Source organism: Flavivirga aquimarina (assembly GCF_030540835.1).
In the GTDB taxonomy this organism is placed as follows: domain Bacteria; phylum Bacteroidota; class Bacteroidia; order Flavobacteriales; family Flavobacteriaceae; genus Flavivirga; species Flavivirga aquimarina.
Genome location: NZ_JAUOEK010000120.1, coordinates 138,709 through 162,999 on the forward strand (window position 1 = coordinate 138,709; position 24,291 = coordinate 162,999).

A 24,291-nucleotide genomic window follows, 5' to 3' on the forward strand; every position below is an offset into this window, starting at 1 on the left:
ATTATGTTATTTTATATATACGGTATGCTACAAACGAGTCTTATTTTTTTGATATGCTTTTGTATTAACATTTCTGAGGCACAAAGAGAAAATCATCCTAAAACTCTGAAAGAAGAAATTTTAACTACCTGCCCTATTTGCACTCTTAATGAGCATGAATTCAAACAAATAGGTTCTAATGATTTTCATAATGCCCATGCATACTTTTATATTAACGATATTGATACATCTTTTGATCTTGTTTCTAAATTAATAGAACGACAGAAATATAAGAAACTACAATTCAATCTTATCTTATATGCCCTGAAAGGGAAAATTTTAAGAGAAAAAAAACTATACGGTGCTTCCTTAAAAAACTTAAACCTAGCTATTGCCGCAGGAGAGTTATGCAATAGTAGATATGTACCAACTTTACATACCAGCATAGCCGAGATTTATATCATTCAGGAATCTTATCAAAAAGCGGTTAAAATTCTTGAAGATTGGAAGTCTAATGCCCCTGTTGAAAGTATAAATGCCAGTACCAATTTTCATAACCTAGGTCTTTGTTATATACTTCTAAAAGAATATGATAAGGCTGAAGAAAATTTATTAATGGCCTATCAATTAAATAATAAAGCCAAAGATACTTTAGGACTTGCAGAATCCTTTCTCGATATTGCAAATCTCTATTACACCCAATATAAAGATGACCTGGCATTCCCCTATTTTGTTAAGGGATTGGCATTTGCAAAACGGGCTAACGATCTTGATGTATTATCGAATGCGCACTTTAATCTTTCTGTAGTGCATGAAAATAAAAAAGAATTCGAAAAGGCACTTGAACATCGTAAAGCATACGAAAAAATACAAGATAGTATCTGGAATCGCGATAAAATATTTCAGCTCGCACAAAATGATAAAGGAATAGCTATTGCAGTAAAAGAAGAAATACTTAAAGCAGAGATTTTAAAAAAGCAACTGTACAGCATGTTAACTGGTTTTTTTTGATTTTGATTATTAGTGGCGGATATTTTATACATAAAGTCATTAAACAGAAAAAAGTAATTACACAATTAAACGCTACTAAAGACAAATTGTTCTCTGTACTTACCCACGATTTAAAAACCCCCATGCAGTTTATTCAAAACAAGTTATTTACTATTATCAATGAAAGTGACAAGGCCGCATTCGATCAGAAAGTATGTAAGCAGCTGGTCATGGATAGTTATCAGCTCTCCAAAAAAACAGCATTGCTCATGGATAACACATTGCATTGGGTATTAAAAAGTAAAGACCAACTCCTTTTTAACCGACAAAAATTAACATTGATATCTGTAGTTAATCAGGTGGTGCATAATTACACTCCAATGTTAAAAGAAAAAGAAATTCAATTAATTTATAATGTCGATCCATTGGTAAAAGTGTATGCCGATCTTAATTCCTTAAAAATCATTATCAGAAATATTTTGGATAATGCCATTAAGTTTTCTTTTCAACAAGGAACTATTATCCTAAATGGAGTTACAAAGACTAACGAATACCTGCTGTGCATCAAAGATCAAGGTATGGGGTTTAAAAAAAAACAAACTTCTGCTAAAAGTGTTTTTATTTTAACCTCTACACCAGATACCGACGGTAAAACTGGTACAGGACTAGGATTACAACTGTGTAGAGAATTGACAAAAAAAAACAAAGGGATTCTAACTATTAAAAGTGATCTAAAAAAAGGCACCGAGGTGGTTCTCACCTTGCCCCTCTATAAAAATCAAGAAACAGATGAAAAAAATACAAATTCTGGTTTTAGAAGACAATAAAGATGATATTGAAGCGCTAATGGTCGCACTTCCGACAAAAACTTTTGAAATTGCCGGAGTAGCTAAAACCCTTAAAGATGCAATAATTCTCTATAAAACCCTGAACATTGATATTGTTATCATCGATATTTTTTTACAGGGAGAACCGATAGGAATAACATTTGCTAGCCGAATTGGTACATCCTACAGTCCCAAACCTTTTATTTTCTTAACCAGCTCGATTGATAAAAGTATTTTTGAAAAAGCAAAACTCACTGCCCCTTATAACTATCTAATTAAACCCTTTAATACACCCGAGCTATTATTTTCCATAGAATTGGCATTGGAACAATTTGCAAAAAAAGAAGGCGCTTTTGATAACAAAGAGCCTGTTTTTATTACCGATTCTTTCTTCGTAAAGGATGGGCAATCCCTTGTAAAACTTAGCCCTGATGACATCCAGTACATCCAGGTAGATGGCCCTTATTGCAATATGGTTACAGATAAAGGCAAATACATCCTCCAAATTTCATTGAGTAAGTTCATGAAAGAGTTACCAACTAATCAGTTTTTAAAAACACATCGTAACTATATGGTCAATACAAAAAAAATCAAAGCCATTTATCCCTATGATAATTTGATTTTATTAACGGGAGAGAAAAAAATAATACTAAGCCGTAGATATAAAGAAGCTTTTTTAAAAAATTATAAAATATTTAGGTGAACTACCCTAGAGCTAGTCGCGAATACAAGAATCTTACTAATTTCCCTGTCTATTAATAGTTTTGGCAGATAGAAAATCTATACGTTCTTATGTCACATATCATACTATAGGTTCTGTCCAAGCTCATTGGTAGTTTCGTTTCAAATAGGTATTCACCTAAGGCTTAGAACACATAGCTTAAAAATGTAGATACTCCATGGCCACCGAAAGTTAGGATTACGGGAATGAGAATGACTTTTCTCCAAACAAAAAAGAGCTTCCAAAATTAGAAACTCTTTTTACATATAACTTAATAACTTTTTTATTTCGTTTTTGCCACTGGCTCTTTCAATTTCAAGCTCATTTCCATAGAAATAGCAGAACGCTCGTACTTAACCTTGCCAGACATTGTTTCTATAACGCAACTTCCATCTTTATCGTTAAGTTCTAAAATTTTACCATGCAATCCACTTTTAGTAATAACCCTATCTCCTTTTTTTAATTCGGCAGCAAATTTCTTTTCTTTTTTTGCACGTTTCATTTGCGGTGCAATCATAAAAAAATACACAACTACAAACATTAATATAAATGGCATAAACTGCCCTATTCCTTCTCCCATCTTATTTAGCTTGAATTGTTGGCGTTACTTGTTTCTTTGCATTAGGATCTGGTTTTACAAAAGCTGTAATTTTTACAGTTTCCGATCCCTTTTCTGTGTTGGCAGTAACCGTTATTGTTTTAGAAACCTTGTTAGTTCCGCTTCCATTAAATTTAACAGAAAACTGTCCCGATGCTCCCGGTGCTAAAGGTTCTCTACTCCAGTCTTGAGGAACTGTACATCCACAAGTACTTTTAATATCTGTAATAACTAAAGGAGCATCTCCTGTATTTTTATATTTAAATATTGTTGAAACTGGTGTTTTAGCTTCTATTTCTCCAAAATCATGCTCTTTTTTGTCAAACTCGATTTTTGGAAGCTTAGATGCACTTGCATCTCTTACCGCAGCTGCAGCTACATTATTCTCATCAATTTTTTTAGCAGCATTTTCTTTACAAGAAGTAAATGCTATTAAGCATAGTGCACTTAATCCTAATATTATTTTTTTCATTTTTGAACTTTTTGTCATTTGTGATGTAAAAATAGTAATTATTTAATCTATTAAAAATTTTTATGTCCTTCTTAACAGAAGATTACAGTAATCCTCTACCTACCTTATTTAACTTTCCATCTGCATCATATTCTTTAACTAATTTATCTAAGATTCCATTTATAAATATGCTGCTTTTTGGCGTAGAATATTCCTTGGCAATTTCCAAATACTCATTAATGGTAACTTTTACAGGTATTGATGGAAAGTTTTTTAACTCATTAATAGCCATTTGTAACAATACATAATCTACATTAGCAATACGATCTGAATCCCAATTTTTGGTTTTTGCTTCAATCTCTTTGTTTATTAGTGATCTATTTAAAAGTGTTTTCTTAAACAAATCGACAGCAAACTTCTCATCGTCTATATCTTTATAAAGTTTAGGCGTAAAATGGCTTTCGGCCGAAGTTATTTTAACTTTTCTTAATAGCTTTAAAATGGTAGTATTTACTGTAGAAAGGTCATCTAACCAAGTTAAATTTTTATCTTCTAAATACTCATAAAGCTTCTCGTTAGGCGCAATAATATCTTTAAAGACGTCTATAATAAAACCTCTATCTTCTTTAAAGTCTGATACTCTCGTTTGCATATAATCTTTATACAAATCGCTTTTAACAATAGCTTTAAAAATAACATCTACATATTCACCATCTAATTCCCAGTTAGTTATTTTATGTGTCTCTAACTGATCTTTTAATTGCAGGTTATCTCTTAAAAGCTTAAGTAATTGATTATTTACAAACTTCTTATTAGGGTCTTTATCCTCTTTGGTTGCTAAATGTTTTTTTTGCTTTTTTTGTAAATCGTTTTCAGCTCTTTTTTGTACTTCGAGCAATAACGAGATTAATAAAAGGTACAAGTTGTACATATTATCTATACTAAATAATAAGAATTTCTGATCTTTAGAAAAATCGTCGCTCTCACTACCTTTAAAGGCATATAGGGTTTGCATTACTTTTACACGAATATGTCTTCTATTTAGCATAATTACAAAGAACTTAAGTTAAAAAATATGAAAGTTTTCATTGTTTTTTCTGCTGCAAAAATAATATTATTTTGAAAAGTATCTCCATGTTTTCTTTTTATTATTTAGATTAATATTTTAAGCTATATTTAACAACTACCTATTCAATATGCATCCGTTTTATTCTCATTAATACGTTATATTTGCTGTCCTGTTATTACCATGAAAGAATTACAACACTTAAATAAATACTTCTTAAAATATAAAACTCACCTTTTTATAGGTATGGTGATTACCGTTGCAGCTAGAATTTTTTTGCTTTTTACACCACGTTATGTAAAACAGATTTTTGTAATCGTTGAAAAAGCTTTAAAAGGTGATATCGCTCAAGAGGTTTTTAAAGCTGAGTTATTAGTAGCTATTCTTTATATTATTGGAGCAGCCATAGTAGGTAGTATACTTACCTTTTTTATGCGTCAAACTATTATTAATGTATCGCGTTATATTGAATTCGATTTAAAAAACGAAATTTATAACCAGTACCAAAAGCTCTCTTTAAATTTTTATAAAAAGAACAGAACGGGAGACTTAATGAACCGTATTACTGAAGATGTAAGCAGTGTACGTATGTATGCAGGCCCTGCTATTATGTACAGTATAAACACCTTCACACTGTTTGTCATAGTAATTATTTATATGATTAATGCCTCTCCAAAATTAACACTGTATACCATTTTGCCATTACCAATTCTTTCTGTAATTATATATAAATTAAGCAAAGAAATACATAAACGCAGCACCATAGTTCAAGAATACCTATCTAAGCTCTCCACATTCACTCAAGAATCTTTTAGTGGTATTTCTGTAATTAAAGCATATGGTATAGAGCCACAAACATCAACAAACTTCAACGCACTTGCGTCTGAAAGTAAAGAAAAACAAATACGTTTAGCACGAGTACAGGCTTGGTTTTTTCCCATGATGATTTTACTTATAGGTACAAGTAATTTATTAGTTATTTATATTGGTGGTATGCAATACATTGATGGTGAAATTGAAAGTTTAGGAACCATTGCAGAATTTATTATTTATGTAAATATGCTCACTTGGCCAGTAGCAACAGTAGGTTGGGTAACGTCTATTGTACAACAAGCTGAAGCATCACAAAAACGAATCAACGAGTTTTTAAAGATCGAACCCGAAATTAAAAACACGAAAAACATAAATACAGAAATCACTGGAGATATTATTTTTAAGAATGTGTCTTTTACGTATGATGATACAAATATTCAAGCATTAAAAGACATCAGTTTTAATGTAAAAGTAGGAGAAACACTAGCTATTATAGGTAAAACTGGGTCTGGTAAATCCACTATTTTAGATTTAATAGGTAGGCTTTATGATATCGATAAAGGGGCTATAAGCATTAACAAAACAAATATTGAAAAGCTCAATTTAATTAATTTAAGGGATCATATTGGTTATGTTCCACAAGATGCTTTTTTATTTTCTGACTCTATAAAGAACAATATAAAGTTTGGAAAAGAGGATGCTACTGATGATGATGTTATTAGTGCAGCAAAACATGCTCAAGTACATAAAAACATTATGAAGTTTAATGATGGATATAATACAGTATTAGGGGAACGCGGAATCACACTTTCTGGAGGACAAAAGCAGCGTGTCTCTATTGCTAGAGCAATTATAAAATCTCCAAAAATATTACTCTTCGACGATTGTTTATCGGCTGTAGATACAGAAACAGAAGAAAAAATATTGAAAAACCTTAATAAAATCTCAAAAGGAAAAACAACAATCATTGTAAGTCATAGAGTTTCTTCTGCTAAAAACGCTGATAAAATTATTGTTCTGGATAATGGTGAAATCGTTCAGGAAGGTACGCATGAAACTCTTATAAACACAGATGGTTACTACAAACATCTGTACTTAAAGCAATTAAGCGAAACAACTTCAAACAAATTTTAAAATTACTAAAATCACGATTTTAAATAGCTTTCTGTTTTTTTAATTTAATGCAATAAAAAACGGTAATTTAAAAAGAAACTTGATAATTTGTTGGTTAGTAACGGTTTTTTTTAGATTTTTGATACACAAAACGATAATTAAATAAACTTCTATACAATATGAACAATAATGGTATGATGGAGAGAGAAGAGATTTTTTCGAAAGTATTAAGAGCTGGAAGACGTACTTACTTTTTTGATGTAAGAGCTACTAAGGCTGATGATTATTACTTGACTATTACTGAAAGTAAAAAGTTCACTAACGACGATGGATCGTTTCATTACAAAAAGCACAAAATATATATTTATAAAGAAGACTTTTCTGAATTCAAAGATATATTAGCTGAAATGACTGACTATATCATAGAAAAAAAGGGAGATGAAGTTATTAGTGAGCGTCACCAAAAAGATTTTAAAAAGAATTATGAAGTTAAAGATTCTGAAGAATCATCAACTGACGACAACTCACACAAGTCTGCCGAAAGTTTTACTGATGTGGATTTTGATGATATATAATTAAACAAACTGTTTGTTTAATTAAAACCGCTATACAATTGTAGCGGTTTTTTTATGACTTTAATGACCTTTCGATTGCAGGTTAGGTCGCTATTTATAAAACAAGTAACTAATAATATGTATAGCTATCAATCTAATTAAGCTACTGGAGTACCATTTTCTACTTGATTTTCGGGATTTAGAAGTATTACGCCTTTACCATTCACAGCACCCAGTACCAGACATTCACTCATAAACTTAGCAATTTGTTTTTTAGGAAAATTTATAACCGCGACTATTTGCCTTTGTAATAAATCTTCTTTTTTATAAAGTGTGGTGATTTGTGCAGATGATTTTTTAATGCCTAAATCTCCAAAATCTATGGTGAGTTGATATGCCGGATTTCTTGCTTCCGGAAAATCGTTAACTTCAATAATAGTTCCTATTCGTAAATCTACTTTAGTAAAATCTTCAAAAGTTATTATATCATTCATTTTTTAAAAATACAATTTCCCAAATAAACTTTAAAATGGTCGCAACAAATTTCGGCAATTACTTTAAGGTTTATTTGGTAATTAATGACGAACTTTGATAAAATTTAAACTTTTATGGCAAGGACACCTTCTAATATGCTTCCTTTAGGAACCCAAGCACCATTTTTTAATTTATTTGATACTGTATCTGGGAAAGATTTATCGCTTGAGCAATTAAAAGGAGATTTGGCTACAGTAATTATGTTTATATGTAATCATTGCCCATTTGTTATTCATGTAAACCCAGAAATAGTTGCAATTGCAAATTCATATACTAAAAAAGGTATTAGTTTTATTGCTATTTCCAGCAATGATGTTATTAACTATCCACAAGACAGTCCTGAAAACATGACCATTCATGCAAAAAACGAAGGGTATACATTTCCATATTTATATGATGAAACACAAGATATAGCAAAGGCTTATGATGCAGCATGTACTCCCGATTTTTATGTTTTCGATGCTGGTTTAAAACTAACTTATAGAGGGCAACTAGATGATTCGCGCCCGGGAAATAATATCCCTGTTACAGGTAAAGACCTAAGACATGCCTTGGATTGCTTGATCGAAAACAAGGAGAATACTTCTCCGCAAAAACCTAGTATTGGTTGTAATATTAAGTGGAAAAATAATTAACGTGAGTTTGGTTTGAAATTGACTATTCAAAAGCACTGAAGTCAATGTTTATCACCTCTAGTACTTCGGTTTCGTTCAAGACAACCTTGAGGAAGGCCTCGAAATCTTCTTTTCGATTAAAAGCGTAGCTGCCAAAAACCAACATCGAGCCACTCACCAAACTTTAGTCCAACTTCTTTAAAATGGGCTACTTTTTCAAATCCAAATTTTTCATGAAGCTTAACACTCGCATCGTTTGGTAAGGTTAAGCCTCCAAGGACAATATGGTAATTTTGTTGTCTTAATTGCGATAATAATTCGGTATATAGTTTAGAACCGATTTGTTTTCCTAACACACCATGTTTCACATATACTGTAGATTCTACTGTATGCTTATACGCCGGTTTGGGACGCCATTTACTTCCATATGCATATCCTAGAATTTCATTATTCTCCTCGAAAACAATGAATGGATAATCCGCATTTATCTTAGTGATTTTATCTTTAAAGGTATGTAAAGGCAAGGCTTCATCATCAAAAGTAACTATAGAATTTAGTACATAGTAATTATAAATTTCTAATAGTTGTTCAGTATCATCTATGTGTACAGATCTAATCATTTTACTGTGACTCCTTCTTTAGAATGTTCAGCCTTTAATGTGCACAAAATATTACCAAACTTTAAATCCAATTATTACGTTTCAATAAGTTCTCTATATGAGCATAATGATGATTGCTATGCCACGCATAATTTCCAATATTATAACTTAATAATACTTCAGAATTTGTTTCAGGATGTATAAAACTCTTATTCAAATCGTCTTGAGATAATGTTTTTAACAAATAAACAAGTTTAAAATGTATGGCTTTTATATGATTCATTGACATTTCTATAGACGCTGTTTTAGAATCTATAAGCTCTGCCCAACGGTCTTCGAAATAAGCTTTTATAAGAGGTTTATCTTCTGTTAATGCCCATTTAAATCTGGTATAACTATGGTGGTGACTATCTGACACATGATGAATTACCTGCCTTATTGTCCAACCTCCAGGCCTATACACTGTATCCAGTTGTGTGTCTGTTAGGTTTTTAACAAGATTTTCCAAGCGGTTAGGAAAATGTTCTAATATAGAAATCCAGCTTTCTATATGTTGTGTAGATATATTATTTGGGCATTCAAATTGTCCAATTGGGTATTTAAGGTTTTGAAGTTCTTGTTCAGTCATGTGAACAAAAATATGAATTATTATGTAATCTCTATCAAACCATTTTTTACATAGTTAACAGCTGCATACAACGAATTAAATCTTTTAATTTTATTATTAAAAAATAAATTTTCAACCATAACTCCCAACTTCGCTGTTTTTTGGCCTAAAACAATAAGATATCCTTTTAAATCATAATTGTTCTCAAAAAATTTCAACCAATCTGATGCTATGATTGAATAGGAATTAATTCTATTAGAAATAAGAATAAGATCTTCTCCATTAGTCCCTAAAAAATCTGTTACATCCTTAACAAAAAATTTAGCATGATCTTCCCAATTAAGAACAATACCTTCATTAATTTCAGAAATTATGTATCCTTGAAATACAAATATATTACCAAAAGTATAATTAAATTCTTTGATAACCTCTGTATATAAATTTGTATCTTTTACACTAACCATGGCACAAAAGTATCTTTATAAAAACTTAAAAATGAAAATAATCGATAAACCAAACAAATAAGCGCTTTGTAAGATGAAATCAATAATTATGGGTATTAAAGACAATTTCTTGTATAAAAAAACACCTACAATTAGGTGCCTTTAAAAGTTTATATGTGTATATGTAAATTATTTCACATCCATCAACTCAACGTCAAAAATTAAAGTAGCATCTGGTGGAATAACGCCTCCAGCTCCTCTACTTCCATATCCTAAATGACTTGGTATTACAAAACGTGCTTTGTCTCCTACTTTTAATAAACCAACGCCTTCATCCCAACCAGGTATAACTTGTCCAACACCCAACGGAAAATCGATTGGTTCGTTACGCTTGTATGACGAATCGAAAACAGTTCCGTCTGCTAATTGTCCTTTGTAGTGAACCGATACTGTTTTACCTACCTCAGCATTTACGCCATTCCCATCTTGAATTATTTGGTAACGTAAACCACTTTCTGTTTTACTAAACCCTGCTGCTATTTTTTCTAATTCTGCTTCAGCTGCTTGTTTCGCTTCTGCTAATCTTTTTTCTCTGGAACCTTCAAAAGTTCTGAAAGATTCAACAGCATTGTAAGCTAAAGCATCACTCCCTACACGAATAATTTCTAAACTGTCAATAGCGTCTCCTTGTGCTATAGCATCAACAACATCTTGCCCTTTAGTTACTTTACCAAAAACTGTATGATTGTTATCTAACCAAGGTGTTTCTATATGAGTGATAAAAAACTGACTTCCGTTGGTTCCCGGCCCGGCATTCGCCATAGATAATATTCCAGGAGCATCATGTTTTAAATCTGGGTGAAATTCATCATCAAATTGGTATCCTGGATTACCAGAACCTGAACCTTGTGGACAGCCTCCCTGAATCATAAAATCTGGAATAACTCTATGAAATTTTAAACCATCATAATAAGGTGTCCCTTGTGGTTTAACTTTGTTTTCAAGATTTCCCTCTGCTAAAGCTACAAAGTTACCTACCGTTCCTGGTGTTTTTTGATATTCTAAAACAACAAGAATCTCCCCTTTTGTTGTATTAAATTTTGCGTATAAACCGTCTTGCATTTTTTTAATTTTTAAGTCCCTATAATTATCGGGAAAGCAAAGATAACTAGGTTTTACGAATTAAGAATTAAGAATTTTGATTTTTTGAAGTTTTGTTATACAGAGATTTGCAAAGTTTCAATGAGACTCACAGAGATAGGTTCTATGGATATTAAAACCCAAACATTTTATTCTTTCTGACACGAATTTCACTAATTCGCACTAATACCTAAAACATTATATGAAGTAAACTGTAACTGAATACTGCTTACTGGACACTGAATACTAAAACCTAATTCGCCACTTCGCTTATAAATTTAATACGGTATAGGCGTAGTTCTTCATCATCGTAATCACCATCAAACTCTTCAATGGCATCATCAATTTTATCTGACTCTGATTCCATAAAATAATCATGAATCTCCTCTTGCTGATCTTCATCCAGAATATCATCTATCCAATAACTAATATTCAATTTAGTACCGGAATAAACAATGACTTCCATTTCTTTAATAAAATCTTGCATAGACATCCCTTTTGATGATGCAATATCATCTAAAGGTAGTTTTCTATCTATATTTTGAATAATGTACAGTTTATTAGCTGAATTAGTTCCTGTTGACTTTACAACCAAATCGTCTGGACGTACAATATCATTTTCTTCAACATAATTAGAAATTAATTCTACAAAATCTTTACCATATTTTTTGGCTTTACCTTCTCCAACACCATGAACATTTGATAATTCTGTTAAATTAATCGGGTATTTTAAAGCCATATCTTCAAGTGAAGGATCTTGAAAAATAACAAACGGTGGTACGCCTAACTTTTTTGCATTCTTTTTACGCAAGTCTTTAAGCATTCCCATTAACACGTCATCTGCTACTGCTCCTCCTCCTTTTGCCGCTGTAATGATGGAACCATCTTCTTGCTCTCCTTCATAGATATGGTCTTCGGTCATCATAAACGACACCGGATTTTTTATAAAAGATTTACCACTCTCGCTTAGCTTAATAACACCATAGGTTTCAATATCTTTTCTAAGGAAACCTGCAACTAATACTTGTCTTAATAACGCCATCCAGTATTTGTTGTCTTTATCCTTACCTTTTCCAAAAAACGGTTGCTCATTGGTTTTATGAGAATTAATTAAAGCATTCTCTTTTCCAATAATAACATTTACCAAATCTTTAGACTTATATTTTTCGTTTGTTTTCTCTATAGTTTCTAATAATACGACAACCTCTTCCTTAGCTTCATGCTTGTTTTTTGGATGTCTAACATTGTCATCCATATCACCACCTTCTCCCGTTTCATTATCAAACTCTTCACCAAAATAATGTAAAATAAATTTTCTTCTGGAAATAGATGTTTCTGCAAATGCAATGACTTCTTGTAATAATGCTTGACCTATTTCTTGCTCTGCAACTGGCTTACCAGACATGAATTTTTCTAATTTTTCAATGTCTTTATAAGCATAATATGCCAAACAATGGCCTTCTCCACCATCACGCCCTGCTCTACCGGTTTCCTGATAATAACTTTCTATACTTTTAGGAATATCATGATGTATTACAAAACGCACATCTGGTTTATCTATTCCCATACCAAAAGCAATAGTAGCTACTACCACATCTACATCTTCCATTAAGAACTTATCTTGATAGCTCGATCTTGATTTTGCATCTAATCCTGCATGATACGGAACAGCTTTAACACCATTTACCTGTAATACCTGTGCTAGTTCTTCTACCCGCTTTCTACTTAAACAATAAACAATACCTGACTTGCCTTCATTTTGTTTTATGAATCGAATAATATCGACATCTACGTTTTTTGTTTTTGGTCTAACCTCATAATATAGATTAGGTCTATTAAAAGAAGCTTTAAAGGTTTTTGCATTATTAATCCCCAAATTCTTTATAATATCTTCCTGAACTTTTGGAGTGGCTGTGGCTGTTAAACCAATAATAGGAATATTATCGCCTATTCTACTAATTATTTGGCGCAAATTTCTGTATTCTGGTCTAAAATCATGGCCCCATTCACTAATACAGTGCGCCTCATCTATGGCCATAAAAGATATATTTACAGAACGTAAAAACTCAACATTTTCTTCTTTTGTTAAAGACTCTGGCGCAACATAAAGTAATTTAGTGATACCATTTACAATATCTTCTTTAACACGCTTTACTTCTGTTTTATTTAATGATGAATTTAATACGTGAGCAATACCTTCTTCATTAGAAATGCCTCGAATGGCATCTACCTGATTTTTCATTAAAGCTATTAATGGTGATACCACAATAGCGGTTCCTTCTTGCATTAACGCCGGTAATTGATAACAGAGAGATTTACCGCCACCTGTTGGCATAATTACAAATGTATGATTTCCTGATAAGATACTTTCTACAACATCTTCTTGCAAGCCCTTGAATTGATTAAACCCAAAATTTTTCTTAAGAGCAGAATGCAAGTCACTTTTTGCTATTAACATGAATTAATAAAAATTTATTTACTTATTATCACACCAAAAATATTAAAACTTTACCGTTTAATTTATTAGTGTATTTAGAGACCCCCTCATATTTTTTTTCGTTAGTTTTGTAACGAAAATCCAAATTACAACAAAATTTAATTTGACTACCATTAAAGATAATAAAATCTTTAAAATCATCAACTAAAAAGATATAAATTTTGAATAGTAAAAATTCTATTATACAAACTGCAAAATTAACTATTAATACAGAAAGTGAAGCTATTTCTAATCTTTCTAACTTAATAACAGACGATTTCGCAGATGCTGTACAACTTATTTACAACTCCAAAGGTCGTGTTATTATTACAGGAATTGGTAAAAGTGCCATTATTGCTAATAAAATTGTAGCTACATTAAATTCTACCGGAACACCATCTGTTTTTATGCATGCTGCAGATGCTATTCATGGTGACCTAGGACTTATTTTAAAGGACGATATTGTTATTTGTATTTCTAAAAGTGGTAATACACCAGAAATTAAAGTTTTAATACCACTAATAAAAAGTGCCAATAATAAAATGATTGCTATTACTGGAAATAAAGATTCTTTTTTAGGACAACAAGTTGATTATGTTTTAAATGCATTTGTTGAAAAAGAAGTTTGCCCAAATAATTTAGCCCCCACTACAAGTACTACAGCCCAATTAGTTATTGGTGATGCATTAGCGATTTGCTTATTAGAATTACGTGGCTTTACTAGCAACGATTTTGCTAAATACCATCCTGGAGGCGCCTTAGGGAAAAAATTGTATTTACGTGTTCAGGATATTTCATCGGTAAACGAAAAACCTAAAGTAACTCCAACGACTAACATAAAAGATATTATAATAGAAATTACTGAAAAAATGTTAGGTGTAACTGCTGTTGTAGAAAACGATAAAATTATAGGTATTATAACTGATGGTGATCTACGTAGAATGCTAAGTAAAGTAGATGATTTTTCTTCATTAACTGCTCATGATATTATGAGTGCAAACCCAAAACGTATTAATGCAGAAGCTATGGCAGTTGATGCCTTAGATATTATGGAAACTAATGGTATTTCTCAATTATTAGTTGAAGAAAACGGAAAATATGCCGGTGTGGTACATTTACATGATTTAATTAAAGAAGGTATAATATAATGGCAAAAAAGGATATAAATGAGATGTCTTTTTTAGATCATCTGGAAGACTTACGGTGGCATTTAATTAGAATTTGTTTAGCTGTTATAATCGTAGCAACTTTTGCTTTTATTTTTAGTAGATTTATTTTTGATGTTATCATTTTTGCGCCTACTAAAATGAATTTCCCAACCTATGATTTTCTTTGCAATGCAGCAAATTTCATAGGTATTAATACCACTTTTTGTGCTGAAGAAATGCCTATGATAATACAAAACCGTACTATGGCTGGGCAATTTTCAGCAGATATTTGGACAGCCATTTTAGCAGGGTTTGTCATTTCCTTTCCTTATGTTATTTATCAATTATGGAAGTTTATTAGTCCTGGTTTACACAGTAATGAACGTAAGCACTCCCGCGGTTTCATCATCATTTCATCACTCCTATTCTTTATTGGTGTATTATTTGGTTATTACATTGTAACGCCATTATCACTTAATTTTTTAGCAAATTATAGTATTTCAGAGATAGTAGACAACCAAATAGATATTAGTTCTTATATCGCTTTGGTGCGTTCTTCTGCATTAGCTTCCGGACTTATTTTTGAGCTACCTATTATTATCTACTTTTTAACTAAAATAGGATTGGTAACTCCCGAAATATTGAAAAAATACAGGAAATATGCCTTAGTAATTGTATTAATTTTATCTGCTATTATTACACCACCAGATATTGCAAGCCAAGTCATTGTGGCCATTCCGATTATAATTTTATACCAAGTGAGTATTTATATTTCTAAAATTGTTATTAGAAATCAAAAAAGAAAAGAAAAACAACATGTCTGATATTGTTAACGAGTTTAATGCATATCGTTCTAAAATGAACGATAAAATTTTAGCAGATAATAATAAAGTAATTAAGCGCATCTTTAACTTGGATACTAATGCTTATGCAGAAGGCGCTTTAGATATTAAAACTAAAGAACTTTTAGGCTTAGTAGCCTCTACTGTTTTACGTTGCGACGATTGTATAAAATATCACATGGAAACCAGTTACAAAATTGGTCTAAAAAAAGAAGAAGTTGTAGAAGCTTTAAGTATTGCAACTTTGGTTGGCGGAACCATTGTTATTCCTCATTTACGTCGCGCTTACGAATTTTGGGATGCATTAGAAGCCAATAAATAAATAAAATTTACGTTATTGCAGTTATGATTTTAAAAGCTGAAAATTTAATGAAGTCCTACAGTGGGCGAAAAGTGGTTAAAGATGTTTCTCTTGAAGTAAATCAAGGAGAAATTGTTGGTCTTTTGGGACCTAATGGTGCTGGAAAAACGACATCTTTTTACATGATTGTTGGCTTAATAAAACCCAATGGCGGTCATATCTTTTTAGATAATACCGAAATTACTAAATACCCTATGTACAAACGCGCACAAAATGGTATTGGTTATTTAGCACAAGAAGCTTCTGTTTTTAGAAAATTAAGTATAGAAGATAATATTTTAAGTGTCTTACAACTCACCAAACTTAGCAAGAAGGAACAAAACCATAAAATGGAGTCTCTTATTGAGGAATTTGGTTTAGGACATATTCGTAAAAGCCGTGGTGATTTATTATCGGGAGGAGAACGTCGACGTACAGAAATTGCCCGTGCTCTAGCAACCGATCCTAGTTTTATTTTATTAGATGAACCATTTGCAGGTGTAGACCCTGTAGCTGTTGAAGATATACAACGTATTGTTGCACAACTTACCAAAAAAAATATTGGTATTTTAATTACCGACCACAACGTACAAGAAACACTTGCTATTACAGATAGAACCTATTTAATGTTTGAAGGTAGTATTCTTAAAGCAGGAAAACCTGAAGAGTTAGCAAACGATGAAATGGTTCGTAAAGTATATTTAGGTCAAAACTTCGAACTTCGTAAAAAGAAAATTCGGGATTAGATACTAAGTACCATCTAATTATTTTTCACTTTCTCTATTTGCCATTCCTATCTTTCGTATCCGATCAAGATAAACTTAAGCAGGAATATACTTTTTAGTTCTACAGACTTACTTTTTCGTTTTTTTCAATTCATTTATATAATGAACCCTTAAACTAAGTCAACTCCTCTGTTTTTTAATCAGTTTCAAAATTTTCTTTCATTCCTCTTCTCTCCCCCCAAGAATGACAAGAACAAACTGCCTATGAATAATTTATTTATGCTTGGTTATTTCAAAATTTATTATATCTTTATGATATCAAAATAATATCATTTTAAATTAAACACAAACTTATGAAATCAGAAAAAATAATCACCCCCACAGATGGCTATTCAATGCTATTTATTTTCTTTATTACGCTTTTTGTAAGCATTACAATAATAATTTTAACTGGAAGTTTATTCTTTATAATACCTTTTACTATTTCTATTTTCATTTTTAAAGGTTTCATTATGGTTCAGCCAAATAACTCTAGAATATTACTGCTATTTGGAAAATACGTAGGGACAATTAACAAGAATGGTTTCTATTGGATAATTCCATTTTATACTAAAAAGAAGATTTCGCTACGCGCTCGTAATTTTGATAGCGAACGGTTAAAAGTAAATGATAAACTCGGTAATCCAATTATGATTAGTACAATACTCGTTTGGCGAGTTCTTGACACTTATAAAGCAGCTTTTGATGTTGATAATTATGAAAATTTTGTACGAGTGCAAACAGACGCAGCTGTTAGAAAATTAGCAAGTATATATCCTTATGATAATTTTGCAGATGAAGGGCATACAGAAGATATTACTCTACGCTCTAGCGTTAATGAAGTTAGCGAAGCTTTAGAAAAAGAAATTGACGAGCGCCTATCTATTGCAGGCATTGAAGTACTGGAAGCCAGAATAGGTTATTTAGCTTATGCTCAAGAAATTGCAAATGCGATGTTAAAACGTCAACAAGCAACAGCCATAGTTGCCGCAAGACATAAAATCGTAGAAGGTGCAGTAAGTATGGTAGAAATGGCTCTTGAAGAATTAGGAAAAAAAGATATCGTTGATTTAGACGAAGAACGAAAAGCGGCTATGGTCAGTAACTTATTGGTTATCCTTTGTGGTGATAAAGATGCTTCTCCTGTTTTAAATACTGGCACTTTAAATCAATAAAATGAGGATTTTTAAAGAAGAACAGCGGTTTACACATACGCGGTTAATCATATTACTATGCATCTTTACTATGTTCTCTTTATTATTAATTACCAAGTTTTTTTTACAAGAGAACAATATGGGTTTACTCGAATTCATTAGTATTATTAGCTTGATTTTAATATCGGTAGGATTGATATTTATTTTTAAATTAAAAACTAGAATTGATAAAACAGGTATACATTATCAATTTTTTCCTTTTCATTTTAAAATGAAAACCATACTTTGGAAAAATATAAAACTAGCAGAAACAAAGAAATATGATGCTTTATCTGAATATGGTGGTTGGGTTCTAAAAGGCGGACTTCTACTTTGGAAAAAAAAGAATAGAATGGCTATAAATATAAATATGAAAGAGAATATGGGTATTCTAGTAACTCTTAACAACCGCAAAAAAATATTAATAGGCACTCAAAAGAGATTTGATGTAGATAACATTATAGCAAAATATTTACGTAAAAAATAAAATGGCAAAAAAGAAAGCTTTCGCGTTGCGAATTAATGAAGACATGCTAAAAGCTATTGAAAAATGGGCTGCGGATGAATTCCGCAGCACTAATGGCCAAATTGAATGGATGCTAAATGAAAGCTTAAAAAAAGCTAAACGTAATCCTAAAAATAAAGATTCAGAAGAAAAGAATTAATCACCTCTGCTTTCTTCGTCTACTTCATGTTTCTACGCTTTCAACAATTTCTTTTTAACAGTCTTAAATAGCTTAACTATTAAAAGAGCCGCAAACCCAACTAACAAGCCAACTATAAAATCTTTTATAAAAGAAGGCAAGACATCCAAAAAGTGATGAAAAAATTCAATATTATGAACAAATATACCCCCTGCTACCAAAATTAGAGCAATAGTACCAATTACAGACAGACTTTTAATAACAACAGGAAGTGCTCTAATTAAAAAGTTTCCAATAAACTTTGAAATACTCTTTTCTTTGCTGCTAAAACTAACAAGTTTGTATCCTAAATCATCCATTCTAACTATAAGAGCGACTATCCCATAAACACCTATAGTGGCTATTAAAGCTACAATTGTTACAACCAATATCTGAAACAAAAGCGGTTTTTCTAAAACAGTTCCTAAAGCAATAATTACTATTTCAACAGATAGAATAAAATCGGTAAAAATAGCTGATTTTATTTTCTTTTTTTCAAGAGTTAATTGGTCTTCCTTTGAAATGTTTGAATTATCAATAGTTTCTTTAGTGTCTTTATGAGGAACGAAAAATTCATATATTTTTTCTGCTCCTTCAAAAGCCAAATAAACACCTCCCAATACTAATGATAAAGTAACAGCCCACGGAGCAAAAGCACTTAGTAAAAAAGCTATTGGTAAAATAATTAATTTATTAAGCGCAGAGCCTTTAGTAATGGCCCACAAAACTGGTAATTCCCTAGAAGAAACAAATCCCGTAGCTTTTTCGGCATTTACCGCTAAATCGTCACCTAAAATACCTGCTGTCTTTTTTGTTGTAATCTTACTCATTGCTACAACGTCGTCCATTAAAACTGCTATATCGTCTAATAGTGCAAAAAAACCTGATGCCATTCTTAATTATTTGGATGTTAAATTGTCTAAAATCGACATGATTATATAAAGCAAAATAATAACAGGTATTGCAGCAAACTGTAATACAATTAATAATACGACACAAAGCATTATAAAAATATAGCGTGTAGCATTTGCTTTAAAGCTCCAATTTTCAAACTTTAAAGCAAATAGTTTAATATTGGCATTTAATATATAGCAACTTAAAAGAGTCAATCCAATTAAAAACCATTTATTTAGAATAATAGCATTAATAAAATCATTATTCTGAAATTCTATTATTAATGGTAATGACATTATTAACAAGGTATTTGCTGGAGTTGGCAAGCCTTTAAAATAACTTTGTTGTTCAGTATCTAAATTAAAATTAGCTAAACGATACGCTGAAGCTAATGTTATAAATAACCCTAAAAGTGGAAGTATTGGTAAGTTAAAGTCCAACCAATTAGTATTCGAAACCCATTCATTATTTACCTTATCTGAAGTGTGTACTGTTAACGATAATAACTTAAACATAATAATCCCTGGTACTAACCCACTGGTTATCATATCTGCAAGTGAGTCTAGCTGTAAACCTAACTCACTTTGAACCTTTAGCTTTCTGGCTGCAAAACCATCAAAAAAGTCAAAAAATATACCTAAAAAAACAAACAAAGAAGCGGTAATAAAATCATTATCAACCACAAGAATAACAGCAACACTCCCACATAATAAATTTAAAAGTGTTAGTGCGTTAGGAATATGTTGTTTCATATATAGTTTTTGTTGCTATTAATTACCATACTTACCTATAAACAAGCAAGTGTAATTGTTAAATATTAATTGATATAATTATTATAACAATTAAAGTTGTTTTGGTAAAAATAACAAACAAATATTGTGTAAAGCAAGTATTAAACAATATCTGTTATAATTTTAAGTTTATAGGTTATGTATTTTGCTCTATTTTAATCATAAAACGGCATATAAGAAACGCCCTTGTTTTTCACTTTACACACCTATAGTTAACTCATATCGTATTAGTTAATAGAATCGTGAGGAATAAATAAAATGAAAAACAGGTTAGTTTAATCTTATATTTTATGATTAAATTCGGTATTATGTGCATCTTTGTAAAAAAATTGCGATTGAAACCATATATCACCGTATTGTTTTGTACAATATCTGTATCAATATTTAGTCAAACTGTTAGGAAATATTCTAACGAGTTTATGAATATTGGGGTGGATGCTGCTGCTTTAGGTATGAGTAACGCTGTAACATCTCATACAGCAGACGTTAATTCTGGTTATTGGAACCCTGCCGGATTACTTAAAATTGAAGATAACCAATTAGCCTTAATGCACTCCAGCTACTTTGCAAATATTGCCAATTACGATTATGTCGCTTTTGCAAAGCCTTTGGATCAGCAAAGTGTTATTGGCATATCATTAATTCGTTTTGCTGTTGATGATATTTTAAATACGACTCAGCTTATTGATGAGCAAGGAAATATAAATTATGATAGAATTAGTTTATTTTCTACGGCAGATTATGGGTTAACTTTCTCGTATGCAAGACAGCTTCCTGTACAAGGACTAAATTATGGTATAAATGCCAAAGTAATACGACGCGTTATCGGAGACTTTGCCTCTTCATGGGGTTTTGGCTTAGATTTAGGTGTACAGTTTGAAAGTAATAACAATTGGAAATTTGGTGTTATGGCCCGCGATATTACTACAACATTTAATGCATGGGCCATAGATGAAGATGAGTTTGCTAAAATTCAAAATGCAGTAGCTGGTCAAAATCAAGAATTACCAGAAACTACCGAGATTACCATTCCAAAATTACAAATTGGCATCTCTAAACTAGTAGATTTCAACTATGATTATACATTGCTTACAGCAGTGAATTTAAATGTTCGTTTTGAAGAAAATAACGATATTATTTCATCGTCGTTTGCTAGTATAAATCCCGCTTTAGGTTTCGAGTTTGGCTACATAGATATGGTATATTTACGTGCCGGTATGGGGAATTTTCAAAATGAGAAACAATTCGATAATACAGAACAATTAAGCTTTCAGCCTAGCTTTGGTGTTGGTTTTAAATATAACGGTGTTCAAATAGATTATGCTTTCACCGATATTGGAGACCAAAGTGTTGCTTTATATTCAAATGTATTTTCATTAAAACTGGATTTTAGTATCTTTAGATAATATTTATTTGGATGCAAAAAACACTATTCTTTTTATTTCTTTTTTTATTTATTAAAATTAGTACTGCTCAGAAAAAGATATTATCTGCCGAAGCAGAAATTAGTACTTTAACTATTGGCTCCGGAACTTCTTTAAATGACTCTTTTGGCCATAGTGCTTTTAGAGTAAAAGATCCCTCTCAAGGACTTGATGTTGTATTTGGCTATGGTGAATACGACTTTGGTGCTTCTTATTTTTACTTAAAATTTGCACAAGGAAAATTAAACTACCTCATAGGGGTTGATCGTTACACAGACTTTTACGGAAACTATATAGCTCAAAATAGAACTATTAAAGAACAAGTTTTAAACTTATCTGAAAAAGAAAAACAAATACTGTTCGATTATTTACTAAACAATATTAAACCAGAAAACAGAAGGTATTTATACGATTTCTTTTTTGACAATTGCGCTACAAAAATTAAAGATGTTGTTAATATTAGTTTAAACAATTCCATTGTTTTCAATACACCAAGCGATTATAAAGAAACTACTTTCAGGACTTTAATTCAAAATAATCTCAATAGAAACTCTTGGGGGAGTTTAGGTATAGATATAGCCCTTGGATCAGTTATAGACAAAAAAGCAACTGCAGAAGAACATATGTTTTTACCAGAAAATATATTCAAGTTTTTCGAAAATGCATCAATAAACAACAATGACACGCCTTTAGTTAAAGAAAGTCGCATTTTATATTCTAAAAGAGAAACCCCAAAACCAAATACCTTTTTTACAAGTCCTCTTTTCATTTTAAGCATTATAGGAAGTTTAATCCTTTTTATAACCTATCAAGATTTCAAAAAAAAGAAACAGAGTGTCTGGCTAGACACTGCCCTCTTTAGCATCACAGGAATTATTGGAGTCTTGCTATTACTTCTCTGGTTTGCAACCGATCATAAAGGAACGCATCAAAATTACAACTTGCTATGGGCTTGTGTTCTTAATGTTTTTATTATTCGACAATTATTTAAGAAAAAAATAAGTACTTGGTTTATTAAATATTTGAAGTTTTTAATAATCCTATTATGCCTATTAACATTACATTGGATTATTGGTATTCAAGTATTTGCTATTGGATTAATCCCCCTATTATTGGCCTTATTTATTAGATATTTATATTTAATTTCTTACTACAATAGCAACTAATTCTATCTAGAGAAACTAAACTGCTATCATAAGATAATTTAAAAACTGAATACCATAACAGCAAACTGATTACCGATCACTGAATATTGCAAACTAAACTACTGCCCTCTAAAGAAAATCATAGTACTTATGGTTTTAACCAAAATATTTATATCTAAAAAGAAACTTTTATGCTTAATATAGTATAAATCGTATTGTAGCTTTAGTAAACTGTCATCAACCGAAGATCCATATCTGGTTTTAACCTGCGCCCAACCTGTAAGTCCTGGCTTAACAATATGGCGCGTCTCATAAAAAGGTAACATTTGCGATAATTCTTTAACAAAATATGGACGCTCTGGTCTAGGACCAATCAAACTCATTTCTCCCTTTAATACATTAATAAACTGAGGCATTTCGTCTAATCTAGAATGTCTTAAAAATCTACCAAAAGGAGTAACTCGGGCATCTCCCTTTTTAGCCCAAACGGCTCCTGCATTTTCAGCATTTTTAACCATGGTCCTATACTTCAAAATCTTAAATACTTTTCCGTTTTTTCCTATTCTATCTTGAGAATAAAAAAGAGGTCCTCGATTAGCTACGACATTTCCCAATAAAATAAGTGGAAAAAATAATACCCCTATAATAGTACCAGCTAAGGAAATAATAATATCAAAAAACCGATGAAAAAATGAGTATAATTTATTTTGATTACTTCTGCTAAATGGGAAATACTTATAAAAATCTTTACCTACAAATTGTACTGGTATACGTTGTGCCATCTCTTCATATACCTGTGTATATTCTTTTATAGAAAAACCTTCCTCTAAAAGAGAAATAAGTGAATAATAAATTTCTGAAGTAATAGATTCTGAATTATAACTTGCTATAACAATTTCTGATATATTTTTATCTTTAATTACTTGACGTATTTGGTCCGGCTTATACTCAGTAATAGCATTAAATTTGACAGATTCAAGGCTGTTCAGTTCACAATTAACAAAACCTATTATTTTGTAGTTCGGGTCTGAATTGTTAAAAGCTTCGATTATAGTTTCAATATTTGAAGTTTCACCAATAATTAATACTTTTTTATAAAATCTAGGTGAAACAATAAAGGCTATATAGGCATACCTCCATAAGAATAAGGCAATAAATATTGCAAAATAAAAGTATAATATTTGTAAGCGGTTATTTGGTAATATGGGCGTAAAAAACGGTGTTAAAAAGTAAAATAGAACAGTCATTGAAACCGTAAAAACTATACTTGCAAAAATCTTTTCAATTTTGCTGGACTTTTGCAAATCATAAAGCTCAAAAATGGTTCCAAATACCGAAACATATAAAATAAGTATAAAAACCCATGTCCAATTTTCTTTTGTTACGATAAAATAATCAAAATCAAATGTATGACTAACAAAATACAGAACTAGTAATATTGACATAATATCGAAAATACGTAATAGAATTTTACGCTCAGATATATTAAAATGTATGCTATAATTAGCCATCTTAGAAACTAAATTGAGGGGGCATAAAGAT

At 31.1% G+C, this 24,291-nt stretch carries 27 protein-coding genes; 15 read left to right on the plus strand and 12 right to left on the minus strand.

The window, feature by feature from the left end; translation table 11 throughout:
• Positions 1 to 3 precede the first annotated feature (3 nt).
• Genes Q4Q35_RS11945 through Q4Q35_RS11955 form a run of 3 tightly spaced genes read left to right on the plus strand, consistent with a single transcriptional unit; the run spans position 4 to position 2,499 of the window.
• Positions 4 to 990: a tetratricopeptide repeat protein gene (locus Q4Q35_RS11945; protein ID WP_303278206.1), complete on the plus strand. Its 987-nt coding sequence runs from the start codon at positions 4 to 6 to the stop codon at positions 988 to 990.
• The gene (locus tag Q4Q35_RS11950; protein ID WP_303278207.1) at positions 987 to 1,796 is read left to right on the plus strand and encodes a sensor histidine kinase; all 810 of its coding nucleotides are present in this window, start codon (positions 987 to 989) and stop codon (positions 1,794 to 1,796) included. Before Q4Q35_RS11945 ends, Q4Q35_RS11950 begins: the two co-directional genes overlap by 4 nt.
• Positions 1,759 to 2,499, plus strand: a complete 741-nt coding sequence (locus Q4Q35_RS11955) for a LytR/AlgR family response regulator transcription factor (RefSeq protein ID WP_303278208.1) — start codon at positions 1,759 to 1,761, stop codon at positions 2,497 to 2,499. Before Q4Q35_RS11950 ends, Q4Q35_RS11955 begins: the two co-directional genes overlap by 38 nt.
• A gap of 301 nt (positions 2,500 to 2,800) precedes the next feature.
• Here the strand turns inward: Q4Q35_RS11955 and yajC are convergent, their stop codons facing one another.
• From yajC to nusB, 3 genes are all read right to left on the minus strand, one after another.
• Positions 2,801 to 3,097, minus strand: coding sequence for a preprotein translocase subunit YajC (gene yajC, locus Q4Q35_RS11960; RefSeq protein ID WP_303278209.1), 297 nt, complete (start codon positions 3,095 to 3,097; stop codon positions 2,801 to 2,803).
• A 1-nt stretch (position 3,098) separates the two neighbouring features.
• Positions 3,099 to 3,587, minus strand: coding sequence for a DUF1573 domain-containing protein (locus Q4Q35_RS11965; protein ID WP_303278210.1), 489 nt, complete (start codon positions 3,585 to 3,587; stop codon positions 3,099 to 3,101).
• Between the two features lie 82 nt (positions 3,588 to 3,669).
• Complete coding sequence (gene nusB / locus Q4Q35_RS11970; protein WP_303278212.1) at positions 3,670 to 4,614, minus strand: transcription antitermination factor NusB; 945 nt, start codon at positions 4,612 to 4,614, stop codon at positions 3,670 to 3,672.
• A gap of 201 nt (positions 4,615 to 4,815) precedes the next feature.
• Here nusB and Q4Q35_RS11975 point away from each other — a divergent pair, with 201 nt between their 5' ends.
• Together Q4Q35_RS11975 and Q4Q35_RS11980 are read left to right on the plus strand one after the other, a co-directional pair.
• Positions 4,816 to 6,579 (plus strand): ABC transporter ATP-binding protein, encoded by a 1,764-nt coding sequence (locus Q4Q35_RS11975; RefSeq protein ID WP_303278213.1) that lies wholly within the window; start codon positions 4,816 to 4,818, stop codon positions 6,577 to 6,579.
• 158 nt (positions 6,580 to 6,737) lie between these two features.
• Complete coding sequence (locus Q4Q35_RS11980) at positions 6,738 to 7,133, plus strand: PUR family DNA/RNA-binding protein (protein ID WP_303278214.1); 396 nt, start codon at positions 6,738 to 6,740, stop codon at positions 7,131 to 7,133.
• Between the two features lie 137 nt (positions 7,134 to 7,270).
• On the opposite strand, the gene Q4Q35_RS11985 is transcribed toward Q4Q35_RS11980, so the two are convergent.
• Positions 7,271 to 7,606 carry a tRNA-binding protein gene (locus Q4Q35_RS11985; RefSeq protein ID WP_303278215.1) on the minus strand — a complete coding sequence of 112 codons (336 nt, stop codon included), beginning with the start codon at positions 7,604 to 7,606 and terminating at the stop codon, positions 7,271 to 7,273.
• A gap of 114 nt (positions 7,607 to 7,720) precedes the next feature.
• Between Q4Q35_RS11985 and Q4Q35_RS11990 the strand changes: the two genes are divergently transcribed.
• Positions 7,721 to 8,281, plus strand: coding sequence for a thioredoxin family protein (locus tag Q4Q35_RS11990; RefSeq protein WP_303278216.1), 561 nt, complete (start codon positions 7,721 to 7,723; stop codon positions 8,279 to 8,281).
• 116 nt (positions 8,282 to 8,397) lie between these two features.
• Here Q4Q35_RS11990 and Q4Q35_RS11995 read toward each other — a convergent pair whose 3' ends face one another.
• From Q4Q35_RS11995 to recQ, 5 genes are all read right to left on the minus strand, one after another.
• Positions 8,398 to 8,880, minus strand: coding sequence for a GNAT family N-acetyltransferase (locus Q4Q35_RS11995; RefSeq protein ID WP_303278217.1), 483 nt, complete (start codon positions 8,878 to 8,880; stop codon positions 8,398 to 8,400).
• Between the two features lie 61 nt (positions 8,881 to 8,941).
• A complete protein-coding gene (locus Q4Q35_RS12000) occupies positions 8,942 to 9,487 on the minus strand; it encodes a YfiT family bacillithiol transferase (protein ID WP_303278218.1) in 546 nt (181 codons plus the stop codon).
• A 20-nt stretch (positions 9,488 to 9,507) separates the two neighbouring features.
• Positions 9,508 to 9,930 (minus strand): hypothetical protein, encoded by a 423-nt coding sequence (locus Q4Q35_RS12005; RefSeq protein WP_303278219.1) that lies wholly within the window; start codon positions 9,928 to 9,930, stop codon positions 9,508 to 9,510.
• A gap of 168 nt (positions 9,931 to 10,098) precedes the next feature.
• Positions 10,099 to 11,031: a peptidylprolyl isomerase gene (locus Q4Q35_RS12010; protein WP_303278220.1), complete on the minus strand. Its 933-nt coding sequence runs from the start codon at positions 11,029 to 11,031 to the stop codon at positions 10,099 to 10,101.
• 271 nt (positions 11,032 to 11,302) lie between these two features.
• On the minus strand, positions 11,303 to 13,507 hold the full coding sequence (recQ, locus tag Q4Q35_RS12015; protein WP_303278221.1) for a DNA helicase RecQ: 2,205 nt from the start codon (positions 13,505 to 13,507) through the stop codon (positions 11,303 to 11,305).
• A gap of 200 nt (positions 13,508 to 13,707) precedes the next feature.
• On the opposite strand from recQ, the gene Q4Q35_RS12020 reads away from it, so the two are divergent.
• The 7 genes from Q4Q35_RS12020 (at position 13,708) to Q4Q35_RS12050 (ending at position 18,477) form a co-directional block, all read left to right on the plus strand.
• Positions 13,708 to 14,673, plus strand: a complete 966-nt coding sequence (locus Q4Q35_RS12020) for a KpsF/GutQ family sugar-phosphate isomerase (RefSeq protein ID WP_303278222.1) — start codon at positions 13,708 to 13,710, stop codon at positions 14,671 to 14,673.
• On the plus strand, positions 14,673 to 15,497 hold the full coding sequence (gene tatC, locus Q4Q35_RS12025; RefSeq protein ID WP_303278223.1) for a twin-arginine translocase subunit TatC: 825 nt from the start codon (positions 14,673 to 14,675) through the stop codon (positions 15,495 to 15,497). The genes Q4Q35_RS12020 and tatC overlap by 1 nt, the downstream gene beginning before the upstream one ends.
• The gene (locus Q4Q35_RS12030; protein ID WP_303278224.1) at positions 15,490 to 15,837 is read left to right on the plus strand and encodes a carboxymuconolactone decarboxylase family protein; all 348 of its coding nucleotides are present in this window, start codon (positions 15,490 to 15,492) and stop codon (positions 15,835 to 15,837) included. The genes tatC and Q4Q35_RS12030 overlap by 8 nt, the downstream gene beginning before the upstream one ends.
• Before the next feature lie 23 nt (positions 15,838 to 15,860).
• Positions 15,861 to 16,601 (plus strand): LPS export ABC transporter ATP-binding protein, encoded by a 741-nt coding sequence (gene lptB / locus Q4Q35_RS12035; RefSeq protein WP_303278225.1) that lies wholly within the window; start codon positions 15,861 to 15,863, stop codon positions 16,599 to 16,601.
• Positions 16,602 to 16,933: 332 nt separating this feature from the next.
• Positions 16,934 to 17,794 carry an SPFH domain-containing protein gene (locus tag Q4Q35_RS12040; RefSeq protein WP_303278226.1) on the plus strand — a complete coding sequence of 287 codons (861 nt, stop codon included), beginning with the start codon at positions 16,934 to 16,936 and terminating at the stop codon, positions 17,792 to 17,794.
• Between the two features lies 1 nt (position 17,795).
• The gene (locus Q4Q35_RS12045; protein WP_303278227.1) at positions 17,796 to 18,299 is read left to right on the plus strand and encodes a hypothetical protein; all 504 of its coding nucleotides are present in this window, start codon (positions 17,796 to 17,798) and stop codon (positions 18,297 to 18,299) included.
• 1 nt (position 18,300) lies between these two features.
• Complete coding sequence (locus Q4Q35_RS12050; RefSeq protein WP_303278228.1) at positions 18,301 to 18,477, plus strand: type II toxin-antitoxin system antitoxin; 177 nt, start codon at positions 18,301 to 18,303, stop codon at positions 18,475 to 18,477.
• A 32-nt stretch (positions 18,478 to 18,509) separates the two neighbouring features.
• Here Q4Q35_RS12050 and Q4Q35_RS12055 read toward each other — a convergent pair whose 3' ends face one another.
• A complete protein-coding gene (locus Q4Q35_RS12055; protein WP_303278229.1) occupies positions 18,510 to 19,388 on the minus strand; it encodes a DUF808 domain-containing protein in 879 nt (292 codons plus the stop codon).
• 6 nt (positions 19,389 to 19,394) lie between these two features.
• Complete coding sequence (locus tag Q4Q35_RS12060; protein ID WP_303278230.1) at positions 19,395 to 20,141, minus strand: CDP-alcohol phosphatidyltransferase family protein; 747 nt, start codon at positions 20,139 to 20,141, stop codon at positions 19,395 to 19,397.
• Between the two features lie 374 nt (positions 20,142 to 20,515).
• Here Q4Q35_RS12060 and Q4Q35_RS12065 point away from each other — a divergent pair, with 374 nt between their 5' ends.
• Together Q4Q35_RS12065 and Q4Q35_RS12070 are read left to right on the plus strand one after the other, a co-directional pair.
• On the plus strand, positions 20,516 to 21,586 hold the full coding sequence (locus Q4Q35_RS12065; RefSeq protein ID WP_496559758.1) for a putative type IX sorting system protein PorV2: 1,071 nt from the start codon (positions 20,516 to 20,518) through the stop codon (positions 21,584 to 21,586).
• An 11-nt stretch (positions 21,587 to 21,597) separates the two neighbouring features.
• Complete coding sequence (locus Q4Q35_RS12070) at positions 21,598 to 22,770, plus strand: lipoprotein N-acyltransferase Lnb domain-containing protein (RefSeq protein WP_303278231.1); 1,173 nt, start codon at positions 21,598 to 21,600, stop codon at positions 22,768 to 22,770.
• A 98-nt stretch (positions 22,771 to 22,868) separates the two neighbouring features.
• Here the strand turns inward: Q4Q35_RS12070 and Q4Q35_RS12075 are convergent, their stop codons facing one another.
• Positions 22,869 to 24,260: a sugar transferase gene (locus tag Q4Q35_RS12075; RefSeq protein ID WP_303278232.1), complete on the minus strand. Its 1,392-nt coding sequence runs from the start codon at positions 24,258 to 24,260 to the stop codon at positions 22,869 to 22,871.
• Between the last annotated feature and the right edge of the window lie 31 nt (positions 24,261 to 24,291).

Coding starts and splice junctions, on each gene's coding strand:
- yajC (WP_303278209.1), bottom strand. CDS start 3,097: ATGGGAGAAGGAATAGGGCAGTTTATGCCATTTATATTAATGTTTGTA.
- Q4Q35_RS12075 (WP_303278232.1), bottom strand. CDS start 24,260: ATGGCTAATTATAGCATACATTTTAATATATCTGAGCGTAAAATTCTA.
- Q4Q35_RS11955 (WP_303278208.1), top strand. CDS start 1,759: ATGAAAAAAATACAAATTCTGGTTTTAGAAGACAATAAAGATGATATT.
- nusB (WP_303278212.1), bottom strand. CDS start 4,614: ATGCTAAATAGAAGACATATTCGTGTAAAAGTAATGCAAACCCTATAT.
- recQ (WP_303278221.1), bottom strand. CDS start 13,507: ATGTTAATAGCAAAAAGTGACTTGCATTCTGCTCTTAAGAAAAATTTT.
- Q4Q35_RS11985 (WP_303278215.1), bottom strand. CDS start 7,606: ATGAATGATATAATAACTTTTGAAGATTTTACTAAAGTAGATTTACGA.
- Q4Q35_RS11980 (WP_303278214.1), top strand. CDS start 6,738: ATGAACAATAATGGTATGATGGAGAGAGAAGAGATTTTTTCGAAAGTA.
- Q4Q35_RS12045 (WP_303278227.1), top strand. CDS start 17,796: ATGAGGATTTTTAAAGAAGAACAGCGGTTTACACATACGCGGTTAATC.
- Q4Q35_RS12060 (WP_303278230.1), bottom strand. CDS start 20,141: ATGAAACAACATATTCCTAACGCACTAACACTTTTAAATTTATTATGT.
- Q4Q35_RS12005 (WP_303278219.1), bottom strand. CDS start 9,930: ATGGTTAGTGTAAAAGATACAAATTTATATACAGAGGTTATCAAAGAA.
- Q4Q35_RS12070 (WP_303278231.1), top strand. CDS start 21,598: ATGCAAAAAACACTATTCTTTTTATTTCTTTTTTTATTTATTAAAATT.
- Q4Q35_RS12010 (WP_303278220.1), bottom strand. CDS start 11,031: ATGCAAGACGGTTTATACGCAAAATTTAATACAACAAAAGGGGAGATT.
- Q4Q35_RS12040 (WP_303278226.1), top strand. CDS start 16,934: ATGAAATCAGAAAAAATAATCACCCCCACAGATGGCTATTCAATGCTA.
- Q4Q35_RS11995 (WP_303278217.1), bottom strand. CDS start 8,880: ATGATTAGATCTGTACACATAGATGATACTGAACAACTATTAGAAATT.
- tatC (WP_303278223.1), top strand. CDS start 14,673: ATGGCAAAAAAGGATATAAATGAGATGTCTTTTTTAGATCATCTGGAA.
- Q4Q35_RS12050 (WP_303278228.1), top strand. CDS start 18,301: ATGGCAAAAAAGAAAGCTTTCGCGTTGCGAATTAATGAAGACATGCTA.
- Q4Q35_RS11990 (WP_303278216.1), top strand. CDS start 7,721: ATGGCAAGGACACCTTCTAATATGCTTCCTTTAGGAACCCAAGCACCA.
- Q4Q35_RS12055 (WP_303278229.1), bottom strand. CDS start 19,388: ATGGCATCAGGTTTTTTTGCACTATTAGACGATATAGCAGTTTTAATG.
- Q4Q35_RS12000 (WP_303278218.1), bottom strand. CDS start 9,487: ATGACTGAACAAGAACTTCAAAACCTTAAATACCCAATTGGACAATTT.
- Q4Q35_RS11945 (WP_303278206.1), top strand. CDS start 4: ATGTTATTTTATATATACGGTATGCTACAAACGAGTCTTATTTTTTTG.
- Q4Q35_RS11975 (WP_303278213.1), top strand. CDS start 4,816: ATGAAAGAATTACAACACTTAAATAAATACTTCTTAAAATATAAAACT.
- lptB (WP_303278225.1), top strand. CDS start 15,861: ATGATTTTAAAAGCTGAAAATTTAATGAAGTCCTACAGTGGGCGAAAA.
- Q4Q35_RS11965 (WP_303278210.1), bottom strand. CDS start 3,587: ATGAAAAAAATAATATTAGGATTAAGTGCACTATGCTTAATAGCATTT.
- Q4Q35_RS12030 (WP_303278224.1), top strand. CDS start 15,490: ATGTCTGATATTGTTAACGAGTTTAATGCATATCGTTCTAAAATGAAC.